Genomic DNA, 15,305 nt, shown 5'->3' on the forward strand with positions numbered 1-15,305 from the left:
TTATTTGAAAATTAACAGACAGACCTGTCTGTATGTTACTATTTTTTTCTACCTTTGTTTCAATAATATATTGGTTTATGATATCTCCAAAAGAAAGGATCGTAGCAACGACAATGAAATTATTTTCCACCCAGGGATACAACTCTACAGGGATCAATCAGATCATTTCAGAAGCGAGTGTAGCCAAAGCGAGTTTTTATCAGTATTTTAAGTCCAAAGAAGATTTGTGTGTTGAGTTTTTGAATACCAGGCATACTTACTGGTTCAATGAACTTGAAACCTTTACGGCAGGGAAAAGAGGTGCTAAATCGAAAGTAATGGCTGCTTTTGACTTCCTGATTGACATGAATCGAAAAGAGAATTTCAGGGGCTGCAGCTTTCTCAATATCTTATCTGAAATTCCAACTGATAATACCAAGATTCTTAATGTAATTCAACATCATAAAACAGATCTCCGTAATTACTTTATGAAAATAGTGGATGATGCTGAAATCAGTGATCATGTTTACATGCTTTTAGAGAGCAGTATTATAGAAAGCCAGTTGTTTAGATCCAATGAACTTATAGAAAAATCAAAAAAGATAATCACCAATTTAATACCATAAAAATGGAACAGAAACACCCACTTCCACCTTTTACCCTTGAAACGGCAAAAGAAAAAATCCAGTTAGCAGAAGATGCCTGGAACAGTCAGGATCCTGAAAGGGTTTCTAAAGCGTATACTCAAGACAGTGAATGGAGAAACAGAGACCAGTTTGTGAACGGGAGAGAAGAGATCATTGAATTTCTCCGTCATAAATGGGAAAAGGAGCTCAATTATAGGCTTAAGAAAGAATACTGGGCACATACCGATAATCGTATAGCCGTACGTTTTGAATATGAATATCAGACAAAAAATGGAGAGTGGTTCAGAGCCTATGGAAATGAGAACTGGGAGTTTGATGAAAACGGACTTATGAAAAAGAGATATGCCAGCATCAATGATTTAGCGATTAAGGAAGAAGAACGCAAATTTAAATAACAGCAGAACGCGATTCTGTAAAAAATAAAAGCATCCCATCTGGGATGCTTTTATGTATATAAAAATTGTCAGAGAAATTATTTCCCTAAAATTCTTTTTACGGCTTCTTTTACAGCAGCAGCATCAATCTTGTATTTCTTCATCAATTCAGCAGGAGTAGCAGACTCTCCGAAAGTGTCATTTACTGCCACAAATTCTTGTCTTGTTGGTCTTTTTCTCGCCAACATTCCCGCAACTGACTCTCCTAAACCTCCTAAATAATTGTGCTCTTCAGCAGTTACTATTTTGCCGGTTTTTTCAACTGATTTTAAGATAATTTCCTCATCAAGTGGCTTAATAGTGTGGATATTGATCACCTCACAAGAGATACCTTCTTTTTCAAGCTCATCTGCAGCTACAAGAGACTCCCAAACAAGATGTCCGGTTGCCACGATTGTAACATCTGTTCCTTCCTGCAACATAATTCCTTTTCCGATTTCGAAAGGCATATCTTCAGGAATGAATACAGGAACGGTAGGTCTTCCGAATCTTAAGTATACAGGACCTTCAAAATCAGCGATAGCAATAGTAGCTGCTTTTGTCTGGTTGTAATCACACGGATTGATTACCGTCATTCCAGGAAGCATTTTCATCATACCAATGTCTTCAAGGACCTGGTGAGTAGCCCCGTCTTCTCCTAATGTAAGCCCGGCATGTGAAGCACAGATTTTTACATTTTTTCCTGAATAGGCAACAGATTGACGGATCTGGTCATATACTCTGGAAGTAGAGAAATTGGCAAACGTTCCGGTAAAAGGAATTTTTCCTGTAATACTAAGACCTGCAGCGATACCGATCATATTGGCTTCAGCAATTCCTACCTGGAAAAATCTTTCCGGTGCCTTTTCAATGAATTTCTCCATTTTTAAAGATCCGATAAGGTCTGCACAAAGTGCTACTACATTTGGATTTTTATCTGCAAGCTCAGCTAATCCGGCTCCGAATCCTGAACGTGTGTCCTTTTTTTCTGTATATGTATATTTCATTTTTATTTTTTTAATCTAGAGTTTTTAAATAATTATTTAATTTCTTTTTATCAGATTGATCAAGTTTTTCCTGAATCGTATTAAGGTAAAGAACTTCTCTTCTTATTTCATCCAAAGTAAGTTTGATACCTACATTGTGTCCTGTCGATTGTGTAAGATACATATCACACATCTGACCCACATAATTTCTCAAATGTCCTTTTACTTCTTTAAGCTTAAAGGTTGGAAGATCTTTTTCGAAATTTTTACAATGCTTAGGCAGTCCTTTCCAAAGAGTCTCAGCCGGAATGTTTGCAATAGCCAAACTTCCTTCTTCATCCTGGTTCTCCTTATATGAAGAAACATAGTCGGGAATATAATAATAAGTCTCATCAGCATATGGAACTGCGGCTGTAGCAGCAGAATCAGCTACGATAGCGGTAGAATCAGTTGTTGCATATACGGAATCAGCCTTTGCATATTCTTCTTCCTGCTTTTTGTAGGCAATCATCAGAGAGTCCTGTTTTCTTTGTCTGTCCATCATTGCTTTTCTATGATCAAAAAATACCTGATCTTGAGAATCTTTTACCGATTCCAGTACAAAGTATTCTTTATCATACGTTTTTTCAGGACCCACTTTTAAAATAAGGCCTTTCAGGCCGGAGCTTTTCATTTTTACGCCCGGAAGATACTGATTCAAAAGTCCGTTAAATACAGACATGTTATTGATAGACGATTGATCATCAATACACAATTTTAAATCTTCATTTTCCTTTTTCGTTCCATCTTTTGAACGGTAGTTGACCAGATAATGTGAGCAGGGCATTCCCAGAATAGTTTCTTTTGTATCCAGTTTTCTGGCTTCCAAAGTATACTCTTCCTTTTCTCCATAATCATAGCCACTGTAGCCCAAATACATCAAAGCACTCAAACCTGAACCAGTAAGACGGCTGTTCATTTCTAATGAAACCGTACTTGTTCCCAATGCGTCGGTATAATAATACATAGGAATCTCTTTAATGTTCAGACGGGTGAGAAATTCATTATTCTTACTTGCATACATCTTTAGGGTAAGTAAAGAAGCTTTCTTATCAATCATTTGATAATTAAACACTTTGGAGAAAGAAATTTTCTTCTCTTGAGCGACTCCTAAAATAAAGCTTGTAAGCAAGCAGATTATGATGAATTTTTTCATGGAATACTTGATAATTGTGACAATCAAAGATATTAGTAATCTGCAGGAGCTTCCAGGTAAAGTTGCTTAAATGCTGTGTCTAATTGCTCGTCATTAGGCGCTTTACCATGCCAAGCATGACTTCCCATCATATAATCCACTCCATAACCCATTTCAGTATGAAGAAGGATCGCTACCGGTTTTTGTTTACCTGTTTCTGTTTTTGCTTTTTCAAGAATAGCAATCACCGCTTCAAGGTCGTTCCCGTTTTTCTCTTCTAATACAGTCCATCCAAATGCTTCCAGTTTAGCATGCAGATCACCTAAACTCAATACATCATCAGTATCACCATCGATCTGACGACCATTGTAATCGATCGTAGAAATAATATTATCCACTTTCTTTGCCGCAGCAAACATTAAAGCTTCCCAGATTTGTCCTTCCTGTAATTCACCATCACCATGAAGTGAGTAAACCAATGATTTATCTCCGTCTAATTTTTTACCTAAGGCAGCCCCTAAAGCTACAGAAAGTCCTTGTCCCAAAGAACCTGAAGCAATACGGATTCCAGGTAATCCCTCATGAGTAGTCGGATGTCCCTGTAATCTTGAATCAAGCTTTCTGAAAGTCTTTAATTCCTCAACCGGAAAAAAGCCAAATCTAGCCAAAGTAGAATAAAAAACAGGTGAAATGTGGCCATTGGAAAGATAGAAATGATCCTCATTTTTACCTTCCATAGTGAAAGGAAGATGATAGTTCAATACTTTTCCATAAAGCGCTGTAAAGAATTCCGTACATCCTAAGCTTCCACCAGGGTGTCCTGAATTAACAGCGTGAACCATTCTTAAAATGTCTCTTCTGATTTGTGTAGTAAGAGATTTCAACTCTTCGATACTTTTACTCATTATATCTGATTTATTTGCACGCGAATTTACGATTTTTTACTGGCTTATGGAAATTCAAAATCCGGACGGAATGCCCGGATTTTGAATTATTTAAAGATTTGAGGCTTTTAGCAGCCTTCATTAAGCGATACTGAAATCTCGGTAACAATATTATCAACCAATTTAAAAGACAATATGGTTGAGGCATCACTGTCGTTCAGAATGAAATAACTTTGATTTTTAATGGGCTTGCCCTTATCATCCCATCCCGGATATGCACTATAGCTAGGATAATTTTTGTAAGCATTAATAATCTCATCTTTTGTACTGCCTACACCAATACCACTTTTGGTTCTGAATTTTTTGCTGGTTGTGGAAATTCCATATATACTATATCGATTAGTTTCTTTTCCGTCATTATCATATTCCTGGCTGGTGCTGATCATAAGGATTTCACCATTGTATTTTACAGAGTTTTTATATTCTCCGTCGGTTATTTTCAGTTTTGTTCCTGAAATTTTTTCTATCTCCGCACTTTTCATAAATACTTTATAAGGGCCTATTCTAAGGGTTGAAACTTCAAAGTTTTCCTGTGCTGACACAAAGCTGAAAGCCAAAAGACCCAATAAAAGCTGAAAGATTTTTTTCATGGTATGTATTAATTATTTTGAGTTTGGTTATTGATTTTATTTTTTTCTGATGATTAAAAGCCCCAGGAATGTTAATAGTCCGTTGATGATCAGTAATTCCAGTCCTATTTTAAAGTCTCCGAAAATAGGCGTCTGATACTTATCAATAAAATAGGATATAATAGGCGCTGCAATACAAACATAAGGAACAAGTTTGTCTTTAACCTTGTATGTAGTAAAAATACCAAAAGCGAAAAGTCCTAAAAGAGGTCCGTATGTAAATCCTGCTAATTTCAGGATCAATCCGATCATGGAATTATCATTGATGACCTTGAAAATAATTACCATAACCAGGAAAGAAAGCGCTACCAGAAGGTGAACATTTTTACGGAATTTCTCCTTTTTATGATCTGTCCATTCTTTCTTTTCCTTCATTCCAAAGATATCAATACACAAAGAGGAGGTAAGTGCTGTCATGGCTCCGTCTGCACTTGGAAATAAAGCTGAAATTAAAGCAATGATGAAGATAATTGAAATAAACCCGGGCATATGGTTTAATGCCACTTCAGGGAAAATCTTATCTCCAAAAATATCTTTCCCGTTCAGTATAAACTCCTTTTTGGGGATACCATCTACAATGACCTCTGTAAGGTGACCTCCCTGGCTTTCTCCAAAAAGATAAAGAAGGCCTCCCATATACAGGAACAATGATATTACTCCTAACAAAATAAATCCTAAGGTTACCATATTTTTCTGAGAATCCTTCAGTTTCGTTACGGAAAGGCTTTTCTGCATCATTTCCTGATCGATTCCGGTCATGGTGATGGTAATAAATGCTCCCGCAAGAATCTGTTTGATAAAGAACCCCGGAGAATTAAAATCCATTTCAAATATTTTCGTATAACCTTTACTGCTCATGGCACTCAAACTTTGTCCAACGCTAAGATCCAGGTGGTTCAGCATGTAGATGGTGCAGATAATCAGTCCCAGAAGCATACAGGAAGTCTGCAGGGTATCGGTCCACACAATGGTCTTTACTCCTCCTTCATAGGTATATAAAATAATCATAGCCAGAATGATGAGAGTGGTCACAATGAACGGAACTCCTAAGCTGTCCAATATGGTTACCTGTAGGATATTGACAACCAGGTACAATCTTGCTGTAGCTCCTACCAACCTTGAAACAATAAATATCCAGGCTCCAGATTTGTAAGAAAGCTGTCCCATTCTCTGCTGAAGATAGCCGTAGATGGAAGTGAGTTTAAGGCGGTAATACAAAGGAAGCAATACATATGCAACGGTAATATACCCGATAAGATAGCCCAGGGTTATCTGCAGATAGGAGAAACTGTCTTTACCCACAGCTCCCGGAACACTCACAAAAGTTACTCCGGAAAGTGAAGTTCCTATCATTCCAAAGGCAACAAGCATCCAATTACTTTTACGGTTTCCAATGAAGAAACTCTCGTTGTCACTTCCTTTACCGGTTTTATAAGCTACCCAGAGAAGCAGCGCAAAGTATACAACGATAATGGACAGTAATATAATTGGAGACATATTTTTGTAATTAAAATTTTACAAATATAGTTTTTTTATGTTCTGATAAAAAAGAAAAACCTTTCAGGGATCTGTCCTGAAAGGTTTTTCATCTGCCTTTTCCTGTTAACTAGACTACGACGTCCTGAAGATCTTCGTTTTTCTGGAAAGTAGCTTTCGCAAAAGGACAAAGTGCAATTATTTTTTTGCCTTGTTTTCTTGCGAAATCTACCGCCGCTAAAACCATTTCTTTGCCAACGCCTTTTCCGTTGTAAGCTTCCTCTACTTCCGTATGATCAATAATGAATCTTTCTTCTCCTGCCCAGGTGTATGTCATTAGCCCTGCGCGGTTTCCGTCTATGAAAGCCTCAAAACTTCCGTGTTTTTCGTCGTTGTTTTGTTTTACCTCTATCATATTATGAAAATTTGGTTAATATTTCTATATCGTTTGTTAGTATCTTATGTATCGGACACGCATCAGCAATCGTATGCAGCCTTTTCAATTGTTCGTCATCGAGGTTGGTTCCTTCAAAGCTGATATCTCTTTTAAAAACAGCTCTTTTGGTAAGGGGGAAATTTTCCAGATCAACCTCTACGTTGATTTTTTCCACATCCCATTCCTTCCTTTCAATATACATTCTTAAGGTTGCAGCAGTACAGCTTGCCAAAGAAGTGGCAAGAATCTCAAAGGGGTTGAATCCTTTGTTTTGCCCTCCTTTATCTAAAGGTTCATCCGTGATGATTTTATTTTCACCGGCTACTACTTCTGTATAGTATTTTGTTTTTCCTAAACTTGCTTTTACTGTTACGCCCATTATTTTTCAGTATTAATTTTGTAACTCAATGCCCCGGAAGGACATTGTTCTATTTGATTGATGAGTTCCTGAGTTGTTGCGTTTTCTACCTTGATCCATGGTCTGTCCTTTGGATTATAAACCTGGGGTAACATTTTTACACAAACTGCAGAGTGGATACATTTCTTAGGCATCCAGACTACGGTAAGATCTCCGTTGGTATATTCGTGTGTTTCCATTATTCTTCTTTTAGTAATTTTTCGATTCTTCTGTCTGGAATCAGCCATATAAGAGCAACAATGTAATAAAAACATAGAGCAATATAAGGATAAAAAAATGAAGTCGCGATTCCGGATATATAAAATACAATTGAAATATATTCCTTAAACCTGGAATGGATGGCTTCTTTTAGCTTTGAATTCTCTCCCTCACAGCGGACAATTAAGTTTTCCATAATTGTATAGGCTATGGCGCACATGAACAATCCGATTCCATAGGCAGCAACCGGGTTTTTAGCGAAATGTGTAGTACCTATCCATTCCGTAGCAATCGGCATTAAAGAGAGCCAGAACAGTAAATGCAAATTTGCCCAAAGAATAGTTCCGTTGATTTTTTTGGCTGCCTGGAACAAGTGATGATGATTGTTCCAATAAATTCCCACATAGATAAAACTAAAGACATAAGCCAGAACTTTTGGGATAATCGGTTTGAGACTTGCCCAGCTGTCACCTTCCGGTACTTTAAGTTCCAGTACCATAATGGTAATGATAATGGCCAAAACACCATCACTGAACGCTTCCAGTCTTCCTTTGGTCATCAGTTTGTAATCTCTGTTTTAAAATTTTTGATTTTTTCATTCAGCTCTTTGAGCATATCCGGATTTATGACACCACTTTCCAGATCAAAGTTTTCATAGAATTTCGGTAAGGAGAAGGTTTCCTTAATATCCGCTGCGAACTGGGGGAAGAACGTTTTGGCTGTATTCATTACATTTCCACCACCATAACCACCCGGTGAGGTGCTCATGAGAAGCATGGGCTTGTTCTGAAAAACCTTCACATTAATCCTTGAAGCCCAGTCAAATATATTTTTAAAAGCAGCGCTGTATGATCTGTTATGTTCGGCCAGTGAACAAATAATAACATCACAGTCTTCGATTCTTTTTAAGAATTGATGTGCGGCATCCGGGAATCCTTTTTTTTCAAGATCTACAGAAAAAACAGGCATTGTATAATCGTTAAGGTCAATTAAATTAATATCTTCATTTTGAAAATCCTTCAAAACAAATTTAACCAGTTCTTTGTTGATAGAGGTGGAAGAGCTACTTCCCGCAAATGCTAATATTTTCATGGTGTCTTGTCGTTATAAAATTTCTGTCCGGAATTATTTTCTGTTCAGAATTGCTTTAGGAAGCGGAACAAATTCGTCCTCATCTCCTGGAACTAAAGGAAAGGCATCGTGGTTCTGGTCATTCCAGTTTACTTTAGCCTGATCAATTACTTCTCTATCCGAATTTACGAAATTCCAGAATATAAAGCGCTCTTCTTCAAAGGGTTCGCCTCCGAAAAGATAGACGGTTGCATTTTCGCTCATTTCAAACTCACATAGCTTGGTGTCCTTTGCAATAAGCAATTGTTTCGAGCCATAGGTGTTTCCTTCGATATTTACAGTGCCATCCAGAACATACATGGCCGCTTCACCGTACAAGTCCTGTCCGATGCTGATTTTTTGTGCCGATTTTGTTTTTATCTCAATGAAAAAAAGCTTACTATGAACGGGAACGGGAGATTTTTTTCCAAAGGCTTCTCCGGCAATTAGTTTGTAGTGGATGTCTCCATTTTCCCAAACCGGAAGTTCATCTGCCTCCGTATGATGGAACGTCGGTTCACTTTGCTCCAGATGTTTTGGAAGGCCTACCCAGATTTGAAAACCATGTAATTTTTTATCAGTTTCTCTTAAATATTCCGGAGTTCTTTCGGAATGTACCACTCCCTTTCCTGCTGTCATCCAGTTGACGGCTCCCGGTTTTATTTCCATGGCACTTCCGATACTGTCACGGTGAAAAATAGATCCCTCCAGAAGATAAGTTAAAGTGGATAATCCGATATGGGGATGAGGTGGTACATCCAGGTTTTGATAATCTTTTAATTCTGACGGTCCCATGTGATCTATAAAAACAAATGGGCCTACGGCTCTTTTTTCACGGAAAGGTAAAAGTCTTCCGACTAAAAAGTTTCCTATATCTGCGGCTTTTTCTTCTATGATAAGTCCAATATTTGACATAATTATGATTCTTTACGATTGCTAGTGTTATTTAATTAAATTATTTAGCTTTTTTAGATATTAAAGCTGGTCATATCTTTCAAACGTTATGTCCACAATGCGTTTCCATTCCGGATGCTTTTTAATATAAGCAAAAACATAAGGACAAAACGGGAGTAGTTTTTTAAGACTTTCTTCAATGTAAACCAATGTTTTCTCTACAACTGCTACGGCAGCTCCGGTACCTGCCAATTCTGGGTCAGCCTCCGTATGAATTAAAATGATCTGACTGTCGGTTTCACGGTAATCAATGAAAGCAAAATGCCCATTTACTTCAATTTCGAATCTCTTTTTTGATTCATTTTTTACAAGTGGAATATTTTCAAACTCTGGCTTCATTGTTTAAATTTTTGTCTGTATACTTAAAAAGTAAAAGTATTATGTTAAAGGTAATAAAAAGCAATAATTAAATAACCGACTTAAGATTAAGATTATTTAATTATTGCCAAATTCTGTATGCTTAATCTTCTAAATATCCGAATTTTCCGGTGTTGAAATCTTCAAAAGCCTGCATGATTTCCTCTCTTGTATTCATTACAAAAGGGCCATGCGGAACAATGGGTTCATTGATTGGCTCTCCACTAATGATCAGTACCACTGCGTCTTCACTGGCTTCAATGCTAAATTCCTCTCCTTTGTTTTCAAATAATACCAATTGATCGGTTTTTGCTTTTTCATTTCCATTCACAATAATACTCCCTTCAATGATAAGGGCAGCAGTATTAAAGTGAGCAGGAAAATTAAAATCAGCTTTTCCTCCGGATTTTAATTTTGCGTTCATCATGTGTACCGGAGTAAAGGTATATGCAGGTCCTTTGTTTCCTGAATATTCCCCTGCGATCACCTCAATAAACCCGTTTTCTTTCAGATCAACGATCTTCATATCGGAGTTTTTGATGGCCTGATATTTAGGTTTGCTCATTTTATCCTGCGCTGGAAGATTCACCCAAAGCTGAACCATCTGAAAGATTCCACCGGTTTTAGACCATTCCCTTTCGTGGTATTCCTTATGTAAAACACCTCTTGCAGCGGTCATCCACTGAACGTCTCCCTGACCAATTATACCACCACCTCCCGAACTGTCGTGATGTTCTACTTTTCCCTGATACGCTATGGTTACAGTTTCAAAACCTCGGTGCGGATGTACTCCAACTCCTCTTGGTTTCTCAGATCCGTTAAAATGGAATTTTGAATTATAATCGAGCATAATAAAAGGATCCATTCTTTTCATATCTAATCCTGATGCACCGGGTATAAAATTATGAACTCTGAACCCATCACCTACAAAATGGGCAGGCTTTGGAGATACTACGATTTCTACTTTTTTAGTTGTCATCATAATGTTGATTTTTTATAATAACAAAAATAGAGTAGATAAGAATCAATTGCATTGATCTGTGTTAAGTTCGGATTAGATTGATTTTCATGACTTATTATAGTCGAAACAATAGGGTTACTCCTTTGATTTCATATTCTTGCCATCTGAAATATGAAGTCTTCGGAATACCAATCCGGATAATATTGTGAGAAAACCAACTGTAAGAAAAGTATAGCGGAAAGCATTATGGATTTCTCCTTTAATAAGATCGGTACTTTCAAATATTTTTAGAACAATAAGACCAAAAGCAATTCCAAAACCAATGGCGAGCTGTTGATTTACAGATATTAATGAATTACCACTGCTGGTCTGGAAATTTCTTAAATCAGCAATGGAAATGGTATTCATGGAGGTGAATTGGATAGAATTGAAAAAGCCTAAAACCGCTATGATCGGGATGAACCATAGAAGATTCGTATGAATATCAGGAATGGCCAGCATGCATATTAATGTTCCAATGACGAATGTATTAACCATTAACGTCTGACGGTAACCAAATCTATTCAGGATTTTAATGACTGATGATTTTCCGAGTATAGCTGTCAGAGCCATGGGAGCAACGATCCAGCCAGACGTAACTGCTGTTTGTTTATAGGCGATTTGTATCATCAGGGGAAGTAGTAAAGGAACAGCACTGATTCCTAGACGGGTAGCCAGATTTCCTACAATTCCCACACGGAAAGTTCGCACCTGGAAAAGATTTAAAGGAAATATAGGATTTCCTTCCTTTTTTGCATGTTTATAATAATAATATAGAAAGAGAAATCCTAAGATAAAGATCAGAAGAACCGGTGTTATATTCTGAAGATCTCCAAAAAGTTCAAGAGAAATGGATAGCAGGAGGGAGGCTGCTGCAAAAATCATAAAGCCTTTGAGATCGAAATCAACGTCCTTCGACTTGTAATTAGGCATGTACTTAATTCCCAGAATAATCCCTAAAAAGCCAATTGGGATATTAATAAGGAATATCCAGTGCCAGGATAAATAATCTACCATATAACCACCAACCAACGGCCCCAATACAGGACCGATAAGAGCGGGAATGATAGCGAAATTCATAGCTTTTAATAATTCACTTTTATCAAAGGTTTTAATGAGGGCTAATTTTCCAACGGGTGTCATTAAACTGCCGCCCACTCCCTGGATAACTCTTGAAATAACAAGGTGAGTGAGGTTTTGCGATAATGCACAGAATAAGGAACCCAGGCTGAAGAGAACCAGGGAGAAGATGAAAACTCTTTTTGTTCCGAATCTATCTGCTAAAAAGCCGCTCGCAGGCATGAAAACTGCCAGAGTCAGAACGTAGCTGATTATGGCGTTTTGCATATTGAGCGGAGACTCTTTTAGATCTTTGGCAATAGAAGGTAAAGAAGTGTTCAGAATTGTAGAATCAAGCATCTGCATGAAAATAGCGGTAGCAAGAATCAGTGGAAGGATTTTTTTAATCGACGTTAGAGATGAATTGGTTTCAGACATGTTATATCGGCTAGGATCTTTATATAATTTAGTCTTTCGATAAGTTTGCTATTTCGATCAAGGCAAATTGAAGAGATCATTCTGGAATAAAAATAAATGGATTGAACAGGTTTTTTCCCTCTCTTCCGGCCATTATCTAATGTAATGTATTTTGAAACTTAAAAGACTTGTTTCTTAGATAAAGAAATATGTATAAAATTAAAAAAGTCCTGTGAGATTTCACAGGACTTTTTGATTTATTTTTTAGTTTTTTCTACTCCTTTCCATTCATCGCCGGCTTTTCTGTACTGGCTTAAAATGAAAGTTTTAAAATCTGTTGTTTTATACTCGATGTTATCTGTATTTTGCTCAAACGGCATGATGTAATAGTAATCCACATCTGTTTTATCGGTTTTGTTCCCTTTTTTTACAGAAGGAACATATTTTGAAAACTTATAGTTGGGAAGATATTGTTTTAGTGAAGCATAAAACTTTTTATCTTCTTCACTCGGAATAATATCTACAATTTTAAAATCATCTTTTTTCTTGTCTATCCAAAGGTAATAAGTCTTTTCCTCCTGAGTTTTTCTATTCAGGGAATTGAAGGCAAAAAGTTCTTTAGGCACCAATTCCTTGATTTTTTCAGGATCTACCTTTGTGAAGTACTCACCCTGAGAAGGATCAACATACGTTTCAAGATTATACATTAAAACGGCATTGTTTTCAAAATTCTTATTCTTAAAGTATTGATTTAGAGATAATTCAGCTGTTTCGCGTAGTTCTTTTCCTCTGGCATCCAGCTTTTTGGTTGGATTCTGTGGGTTTACTTTTTTCACAAATTCATAGAGAACAACTGGCTTTACATCCTTAAGGTGCGGATAGGTTTTTAATTGTTCAGCTTTCGCAAGCCAGTAATATTGTTGATAATAATTTTCTTTTTCGTTGTCCTTTACAGTCTTATAAGTAAGTGCAAGTTTCTTTGAGTTAAGATATTTACCAAATTTACCCTGGCCAAAAGCAAAATTTATAGATAATAAAGCAAAAAAGATAGTAACGGTTCTTCTCATTTTATAATATTGATTTTTTCGTTTTCCAAATATAATTATTTATTAGATACTATTTTTGATTGTTAGTTAAAATCTGTTAATATTATTGATGTTTATTCAAAAGAAAATCCTGTATTGCTACAGGATTAATAAATTTTAGTTCCCAAGGGTTTGAAAGGTGAGTTGGAAAATTTTTTACCAGGGTGTACAAAAACTCCTTTGATTATCCCCCCAATATTATCCCTCATAAGAAGTTTCGTGTACTTTTACAGCCCTTCCGCTTGGATCGTTCATTTTCTTAAAAGCTTCATCCCATTCCAGTGCAATAGGAGTGGAACAAGCCACAGATGGTACAGACGGAACTGTTGCTGCCGCCGTTTCACTTGGGAAATGTTCTTCAAAGATCGTTCTGTATCTGTATTCTTCTTTATTCTGAGGAGTGTTCAATGGAAATCTGAATTTTGCATTCGCCATCATTTCGTCCGTAACCTCTTTCTCTGCCACTTCACGCAAGGTATCAATCCATGAATAGCCTACGCCATCGGAGAATTGCTCCTTTTGTCTCCAGACAATAGATTCCGGTAGGATATCTTCAAAAGCTTTTCTTAAAATCCATTTTTCTATTTTGCCATCAGCGGTATCAATCATTTTATCTTTAGGGTTAATATTCATAGCAATGTCCATGAATTCTTTGTCAAGAAAGGGAACACGTCCTTCAATTCCCCAGCTCATCAATGCTTTGTTGGCTCTTAAACAATCATAAAGGTGAAGTTTTCCTAATTTTCTTACTGTTTCATCGTGAAACTCTTTGGCATTCGGAGCTTTATGGAAATATAGATATCCGCCGAAAAGTTCATCAGAACCTTCACCTGATAGTACCATTTTAATGCCCATGGATTTGATTACTCTTGCTAAAAGATACATGGGAGTAGAAGCTCTTACGGTTGTTACGTCATAGGTTTCCAGATGATAAATTACATCGCGTATAGCATCTAGTCCTTCCTGAACGGTAAAATTAACTTCATGATGGACAGAGCCGATATGTTCTGCTGCTTTTTGTGCTGCTGTAAGATCAGGAGATCCTACTAACCCTACTGCGAAGCTATGCAGTCTCGGATACCATGCTTCCTGGGTATCTCCGCTTTCAATTCTTTGACGGGCAAATTTTGCAGTGATCGCTGAAATTACAGAAGAATCCAATCCTCCCGATAATAGTACTCCATAAGGAACGTCGCTCATAAGCTGTCTGTGAACTGCATCTTCTAATCCTTGTCTCAGTTTTTGTATATCGCTCTCATTATCCTTCACATGATCAAAATCGGTCCAGTCTCTTGTGTACCATTGTTGAAGCTCCATACCGTCTTTACTGTAAATAAGGTGCCCCGGTAAAAAGGTTTCAATGGTTTTACAAATTCCTTCCAGTGCTTTTAATTCTGAAGCGATATAGAAGTTGCCGTTTCTGTCCCATCCCTGATAAAGCGGGCAGATTCCCATATGATCCCGCGCGATGAGATAAACATCATTTTTGATATCATATAACGAAAATGCGAAAATACCATTAAGCTTTTCCAGGAAGTCTTTACCATACTTTTCGTAAAGTGCTAAAATAACTTCGCAATCGGATTGGGTTTGAAATTCATAGTTGGGAAATTCTTCCTTCAGTTCTCTGTGGTTATATATTTCTCCATTTACGGCTAAGACAATATTCCCATCTTTAGAAAATAAAGGCTGCTTTCCGGATGTAGGATCTACAATGGCTAATCTTTCGTGAGAAAACACCACTTTTTCATTCTGAAAAACTCCACTCCAATCCGGACCTCTATGACGGATTTTTTTTGACATTTCCAAGACCTGAGGTCTTAATATTTCTGTTTTTTGTTTTGCGTCAAACAAACATACGATTCCACACATTTTTTATCATTTATTTAGGAGCAAAAATAGACTTGTAATTTAAAAAAGAAAACATTAATTAAATATAAGTTAATATTTTTAATTAAATAATCTATTTTAAAGAATTTAATTAATTAAATTGAATGATAAATATGATTTTGGTTAATATTTT

The 15,305-nt window shown here is 36.8% G+C and carries 18 protein-coding genes; 2 read left to right on the forward strand and 16 right to left on the reverse strand.

Annotation, left to right across the window (positions count from 1 at the left end; all coding sequences use genetic code 11):
• Positions 1-77 precede the first annotated feature (77 nt).
• A complete protein-coding gene (locus PFY10_17715; GenBank protein ID WBV56039.1) occupies positions 78-605 on the forward strand; it encodes a TetR/AcrR family transcriptional regulator in 528 nt (175 codons plus the stop codon).
• 2 nt (positions 606-607) lie between these two features.
• A complete protein-coding gene (locus PFY10_17720; protein ID WBV56040.1) occupies positions 608-1,021 on the forward strand; it encodes a nuclear transport factor 2 family protein in 414 nt (137 codons plus the stop codon).
• A 77-nt stretch (positions 1,022-1,098) separates the two neighbouring features.
• Here PFY10_17720 and PFY10_17725 read toward each other — a convergent pair whose 3' ends face one another.
• The 16 genes from PFY10_17725 to asnB form a co-directional block, all read right to left on the reverse strand.
• Positions 1,099-2,046: a transketolase family protein gene (locus PFY10_17725; protein WBV56041.1), complete on the reverse strand. Its 948-nt coding sequence runs from the start codon at positions 2,044-2,046 to the stop codon at positions 1,099-1,101.
• A gap of 10 nt (positions 2,047-2,056) precedes the next feature.
• Complete coding sequence (locus PFY10_17730) at positions 2,057-3,220, reverse strand: hypothetical protein (GenBank protein WBV56042.1); 1,164 nt, start codon at positions 3,218-3,220, stop codon at positions 2,057-2,059.
• Between the two features lie 32 nt (positions 3,221-3,252).
• A complete protein-coding gene (locus PFY10_17735; protein WBV56043.1) occupies positions 3,253-4,104 on the reverse strand; it encodes a transketolase in 852 nt (283 codons plus the stop codon).
• 107 nt (positions 4,105-4,211) lie between these two features.
• The gene (locus PFY10_17740) at positions 4,212-4,733 is read right to left on the reverse strand and encodes a hypothetical protein (protein WBV56044.1); all 522 of its coding nucleotides are present in this window, start codon (positions 4,731-4,733) and stop codon (positions 4,212-4,214) included.
• Between the two features lie 36 nt (positions 4,734-4,769).
• Positions 4,770-6,269 (reverse strand): sodium:solute symporter, encoded by a 1,500-nt coding sequence (locus tag PFY10_17745; GenBank protein WBV56045.1) that lies wholly within the window; start codon positions 6,267-6,269, stop codon positions 4,770-4,772.
• A gap of 109 nt (positions 6,270-6,378) precedes the next feature.
• On the reverse strand, positions 6,379-6,663 hold the full coding sequence (locus PFY10_17750) for a GNAT family N-acetyltransferase (protein WBV56046.1): 285 nt from the start codon (positions 6,661-6,663) through the stop codon (positions 6,379-6,381).
• Between the two features lies 1 nt (position 6,664).
• Positions 6,665-7,063: an OsmC family protein gene (locus PFY10_17755; GenBank protein WBV56047.1), complete on the reverse strand. Its 399-nt coding sequence runs from the start codon at positions 7,061-7,063 to the stop codon at positions 6,665-6,667.
• Complete coding sequence (locus PFY10_17760; protein WBV56048.1) at positions 7,063-7,281, reverse strand: (4Fe-4S)-binding protein; 219 nt, start codon at positions 7,279-7,281, stop codon at positions 7,063-7,065. Before PFY10_17760 ends, PFY10_17755 begins: the two co-directional genes overlap by 1 nt.
• A complete protein-coding gene (locus PFY10_17765; GenBank protein WBV56049.1) occupies positions 7,281-7,859 on the reverse strand; it encodes a TMEM175 family protein in 579 nt (192 codons plus the stop codon). Before PFY10_17765 ends, PFY10_17760 begins: the two co-directional genes overlap by 1 nt.
• Positions 7,859-8,392: an NAD(P)H-dependent oxidoreductase gene (locus PFY10_17770; GenBank protein WBV56050.1), complete on the reverse strand. Its 534-nt coding sequence runs from the start codon at positions 8,390-8,392 to the stop codon at positions 7,859-7,861. Before PFY10_17770 ends, PFY10_17765 begins: the two co-directional genes overlap by 1 nt.
• 33 nt (positions 8,393-8,425) lie before the next feature.
• Positions 8,426-9,325, reverse strand: a complete 900-nt coding sequence (locus PFY10_17775; protein ID WBV56051.1) for a pirin family protein — start codon at positions 9,323-9,325, stop codon at positions 8,426-8,428.
• Positions 9,326-9,385: 60 nt separating this feature from the next.
• Entirely contained in the window at positions 9,386-9,703 is a 318-nt protein-coding gene (locus PFY10_17780) for a GNAT family N-acetyltransferase (protein ID WBV56052.1), read from the reverse strand.
• A 121-nt stretch (positions 9,704-9,824) separates the two neighbouring features.
• Complete coding sequence (locus PFY10_17785; GenBank protein ID WBV58960.1) at positions 9,825-10,700, reverse strand: pirin family protein; 876 nt, start codon at positions 10,698-10,700, stop codon at positions 9,825-9,827.
• A 117-nt stretch (positions 10,701-10,817) separates the two neighbouring features.
• Entirely contained in the window at positions 10,818-12,218 is a 1,401-nt protein-coding gene (locus PFY10_17790) for an MFS transporter (GenBank protein WBV56053.1), read from the reverse strand.
• A gap of 236 nt (positions 12,219-12,454) precedes the next feature.
• Positions 12,455-13,264 carry a hypothetical protein gene (locus PFY10_17795; GenBank protein WBV56054.1) on the reverse strand — a complete coding sequence of 270 codons (810 nt, stop codon included), beginning with the start codon at positions 13,262-13,264 and terminating at the stop codon, positions 12,455-12,457.
• Positions 13,265-13,480: 216 nt separating this feature from the next.
• Positions 13,481-15,154 (reverse strand): asparagine synthase B, encoded by a 1,674-nt coding sequence (gene asnB, locus PFY10_17800; GenBank protein ID WBV56055.1) that lies wholly within the window; start codon positions 15,152-15,154, stop codon positions 13,481-13,483.
• Positions 15,155-15,305 lie beyond the last annotated feature (151 nt).

This window comes from Chryseobacterium daecheongense, from assembly GCA_027920525.1.
GTDB classification, from domain to species: Bacteria; Bacteroidota; Bacteroidia; order Flavobacteriales; family Weeksellaceae; genus Chryseobacterium; species Chryseobacterium proteolyticum.

Excerpts from the sequence above, each read along its gene's own strand:
- PFY10_17725 (WBV56041.1), bottom strand. The coding sequence starts at position 2,046 with ATGAAATATACATATACAGAAAAAAAGGACACACGTTCAGGATTCGGA.
- PFY10_17730 (WBV56042.1), bottom strand. The coding sequence starts at position 3,220 with ATGAAAAAATTCATCATAATCTGCTTGCTTACAAGCTTTATTTTAGGA.
- PFY10_17790 (WBV56053.1), bottom strand. The coding sequence starts at position 12,218 with ATGTCTGAAACCAATTCATCTCTAACGTCGATTAAAAAAATCCTTCCA.
- PFY10_17765 (WBV56049.1), bottom strand. The coding sequence starts at position 7,859 with ATGACCAAAGGAAGACTGGAAGCGTTCAGTGATGGTGTTTTGGCCATT.
- PFY10_17750 (WBV56046.1), bottom strand. The coding sequence starts at position 6,663 with ATGATAGAGGTAAAACAAAACAACGACGAAAAACACGGAAGTTTTGAG.
- PFY10_17760 (WBV56048.1), bottom strand. The coding sequence starts at position 7,281 with ATGGAAACACACGAATATACCAACGGAGATCTTACCGTAGTCTGGATG.
- PFY10_17740 (WBV56044.1), bottom strand. The coding sequence starts at position 4,733 with ATGAAAAAAATCTTTCAGCTTTTATTGGGTCTTTTGGCTTTCAGCTTT.
- PFY10_17770 (WBV56050.1), bottom strand. The coding sequence starts at position 8,392 with ATGAAAATATTAGCATTTGCGGGAAGTAGCTCTTCCACCTCTATCAAC.
- PFY10_17720 (WBV56040.1), top strand. The coding sequence starts at position 608 with ATGGAACAGAAACACCCACTTCCACCTTTTACCCTTGAAACGGCAAAA.
- PFY10_17775 (WBV56051.1), bottom strand. The coding sequence starts at position 9,325 with ATGTCAAATATTGGACTTATCATAGAAGAAAAAGCCGCAGATATAGGA.
- PFY10_17795 (WBV56054.1), bottom strand. The coding sequence starts at position 13,264 with ATGAGAAGAACCGTTACTATCTTTTTTGCTTTATTATCTATAAATTTT.
- PFY10_17735 (WBV56043.1), bottom strand. The coding sequence starts at position 4,104 with ATGAGTAAAAGTATCGAAGAGTTGAAATCTCTTACTACACAAATCAGA.
- PFY10_17785 (WBV58960.1), bottom strand. The coding sequence starts at position 10,700 with ATGACAACTAAAAAAGTAGAAATCGTAGTATCTCCAAAGCCTGCCCAT.
- PFY10_17715 (WBV56039.1), top strand. The coding sequence starts at position 78 with ATGATATCTCCAAAAGAAAGGATCGTAGCAACGACAATGAAATTATTT.
- PFY10_17745 (WBV56045.1), bottom strand. The coding sequence starts at position 6,269 with ATGTCTCCAATTATATTACTGTCCATTATCGTTGTATACTTTGCGCTG.
- PFY10_17780 (WBV56052.1), bottom strand. The coding sequence starts at position 9,703 with ATGAAGCCAGAGTTTGAAAATATTCCACTTGTAAAAAATGAATCAAAA.
- PFY10_17755 (WBV56047.1), bottom strand. The coding sequence starts at position 7,063 with ATGGGCGTAACAGTAAAAGCAAGTTTAGGAAAAACAAAATACTATACA.
- asnB (WBV56055.1), bottom strand. The coding sequence starts at position 15,154 with ATGTGTGGAATCGTATGTTTGTTTGACGCAAAACAAAAAACAGAAATA.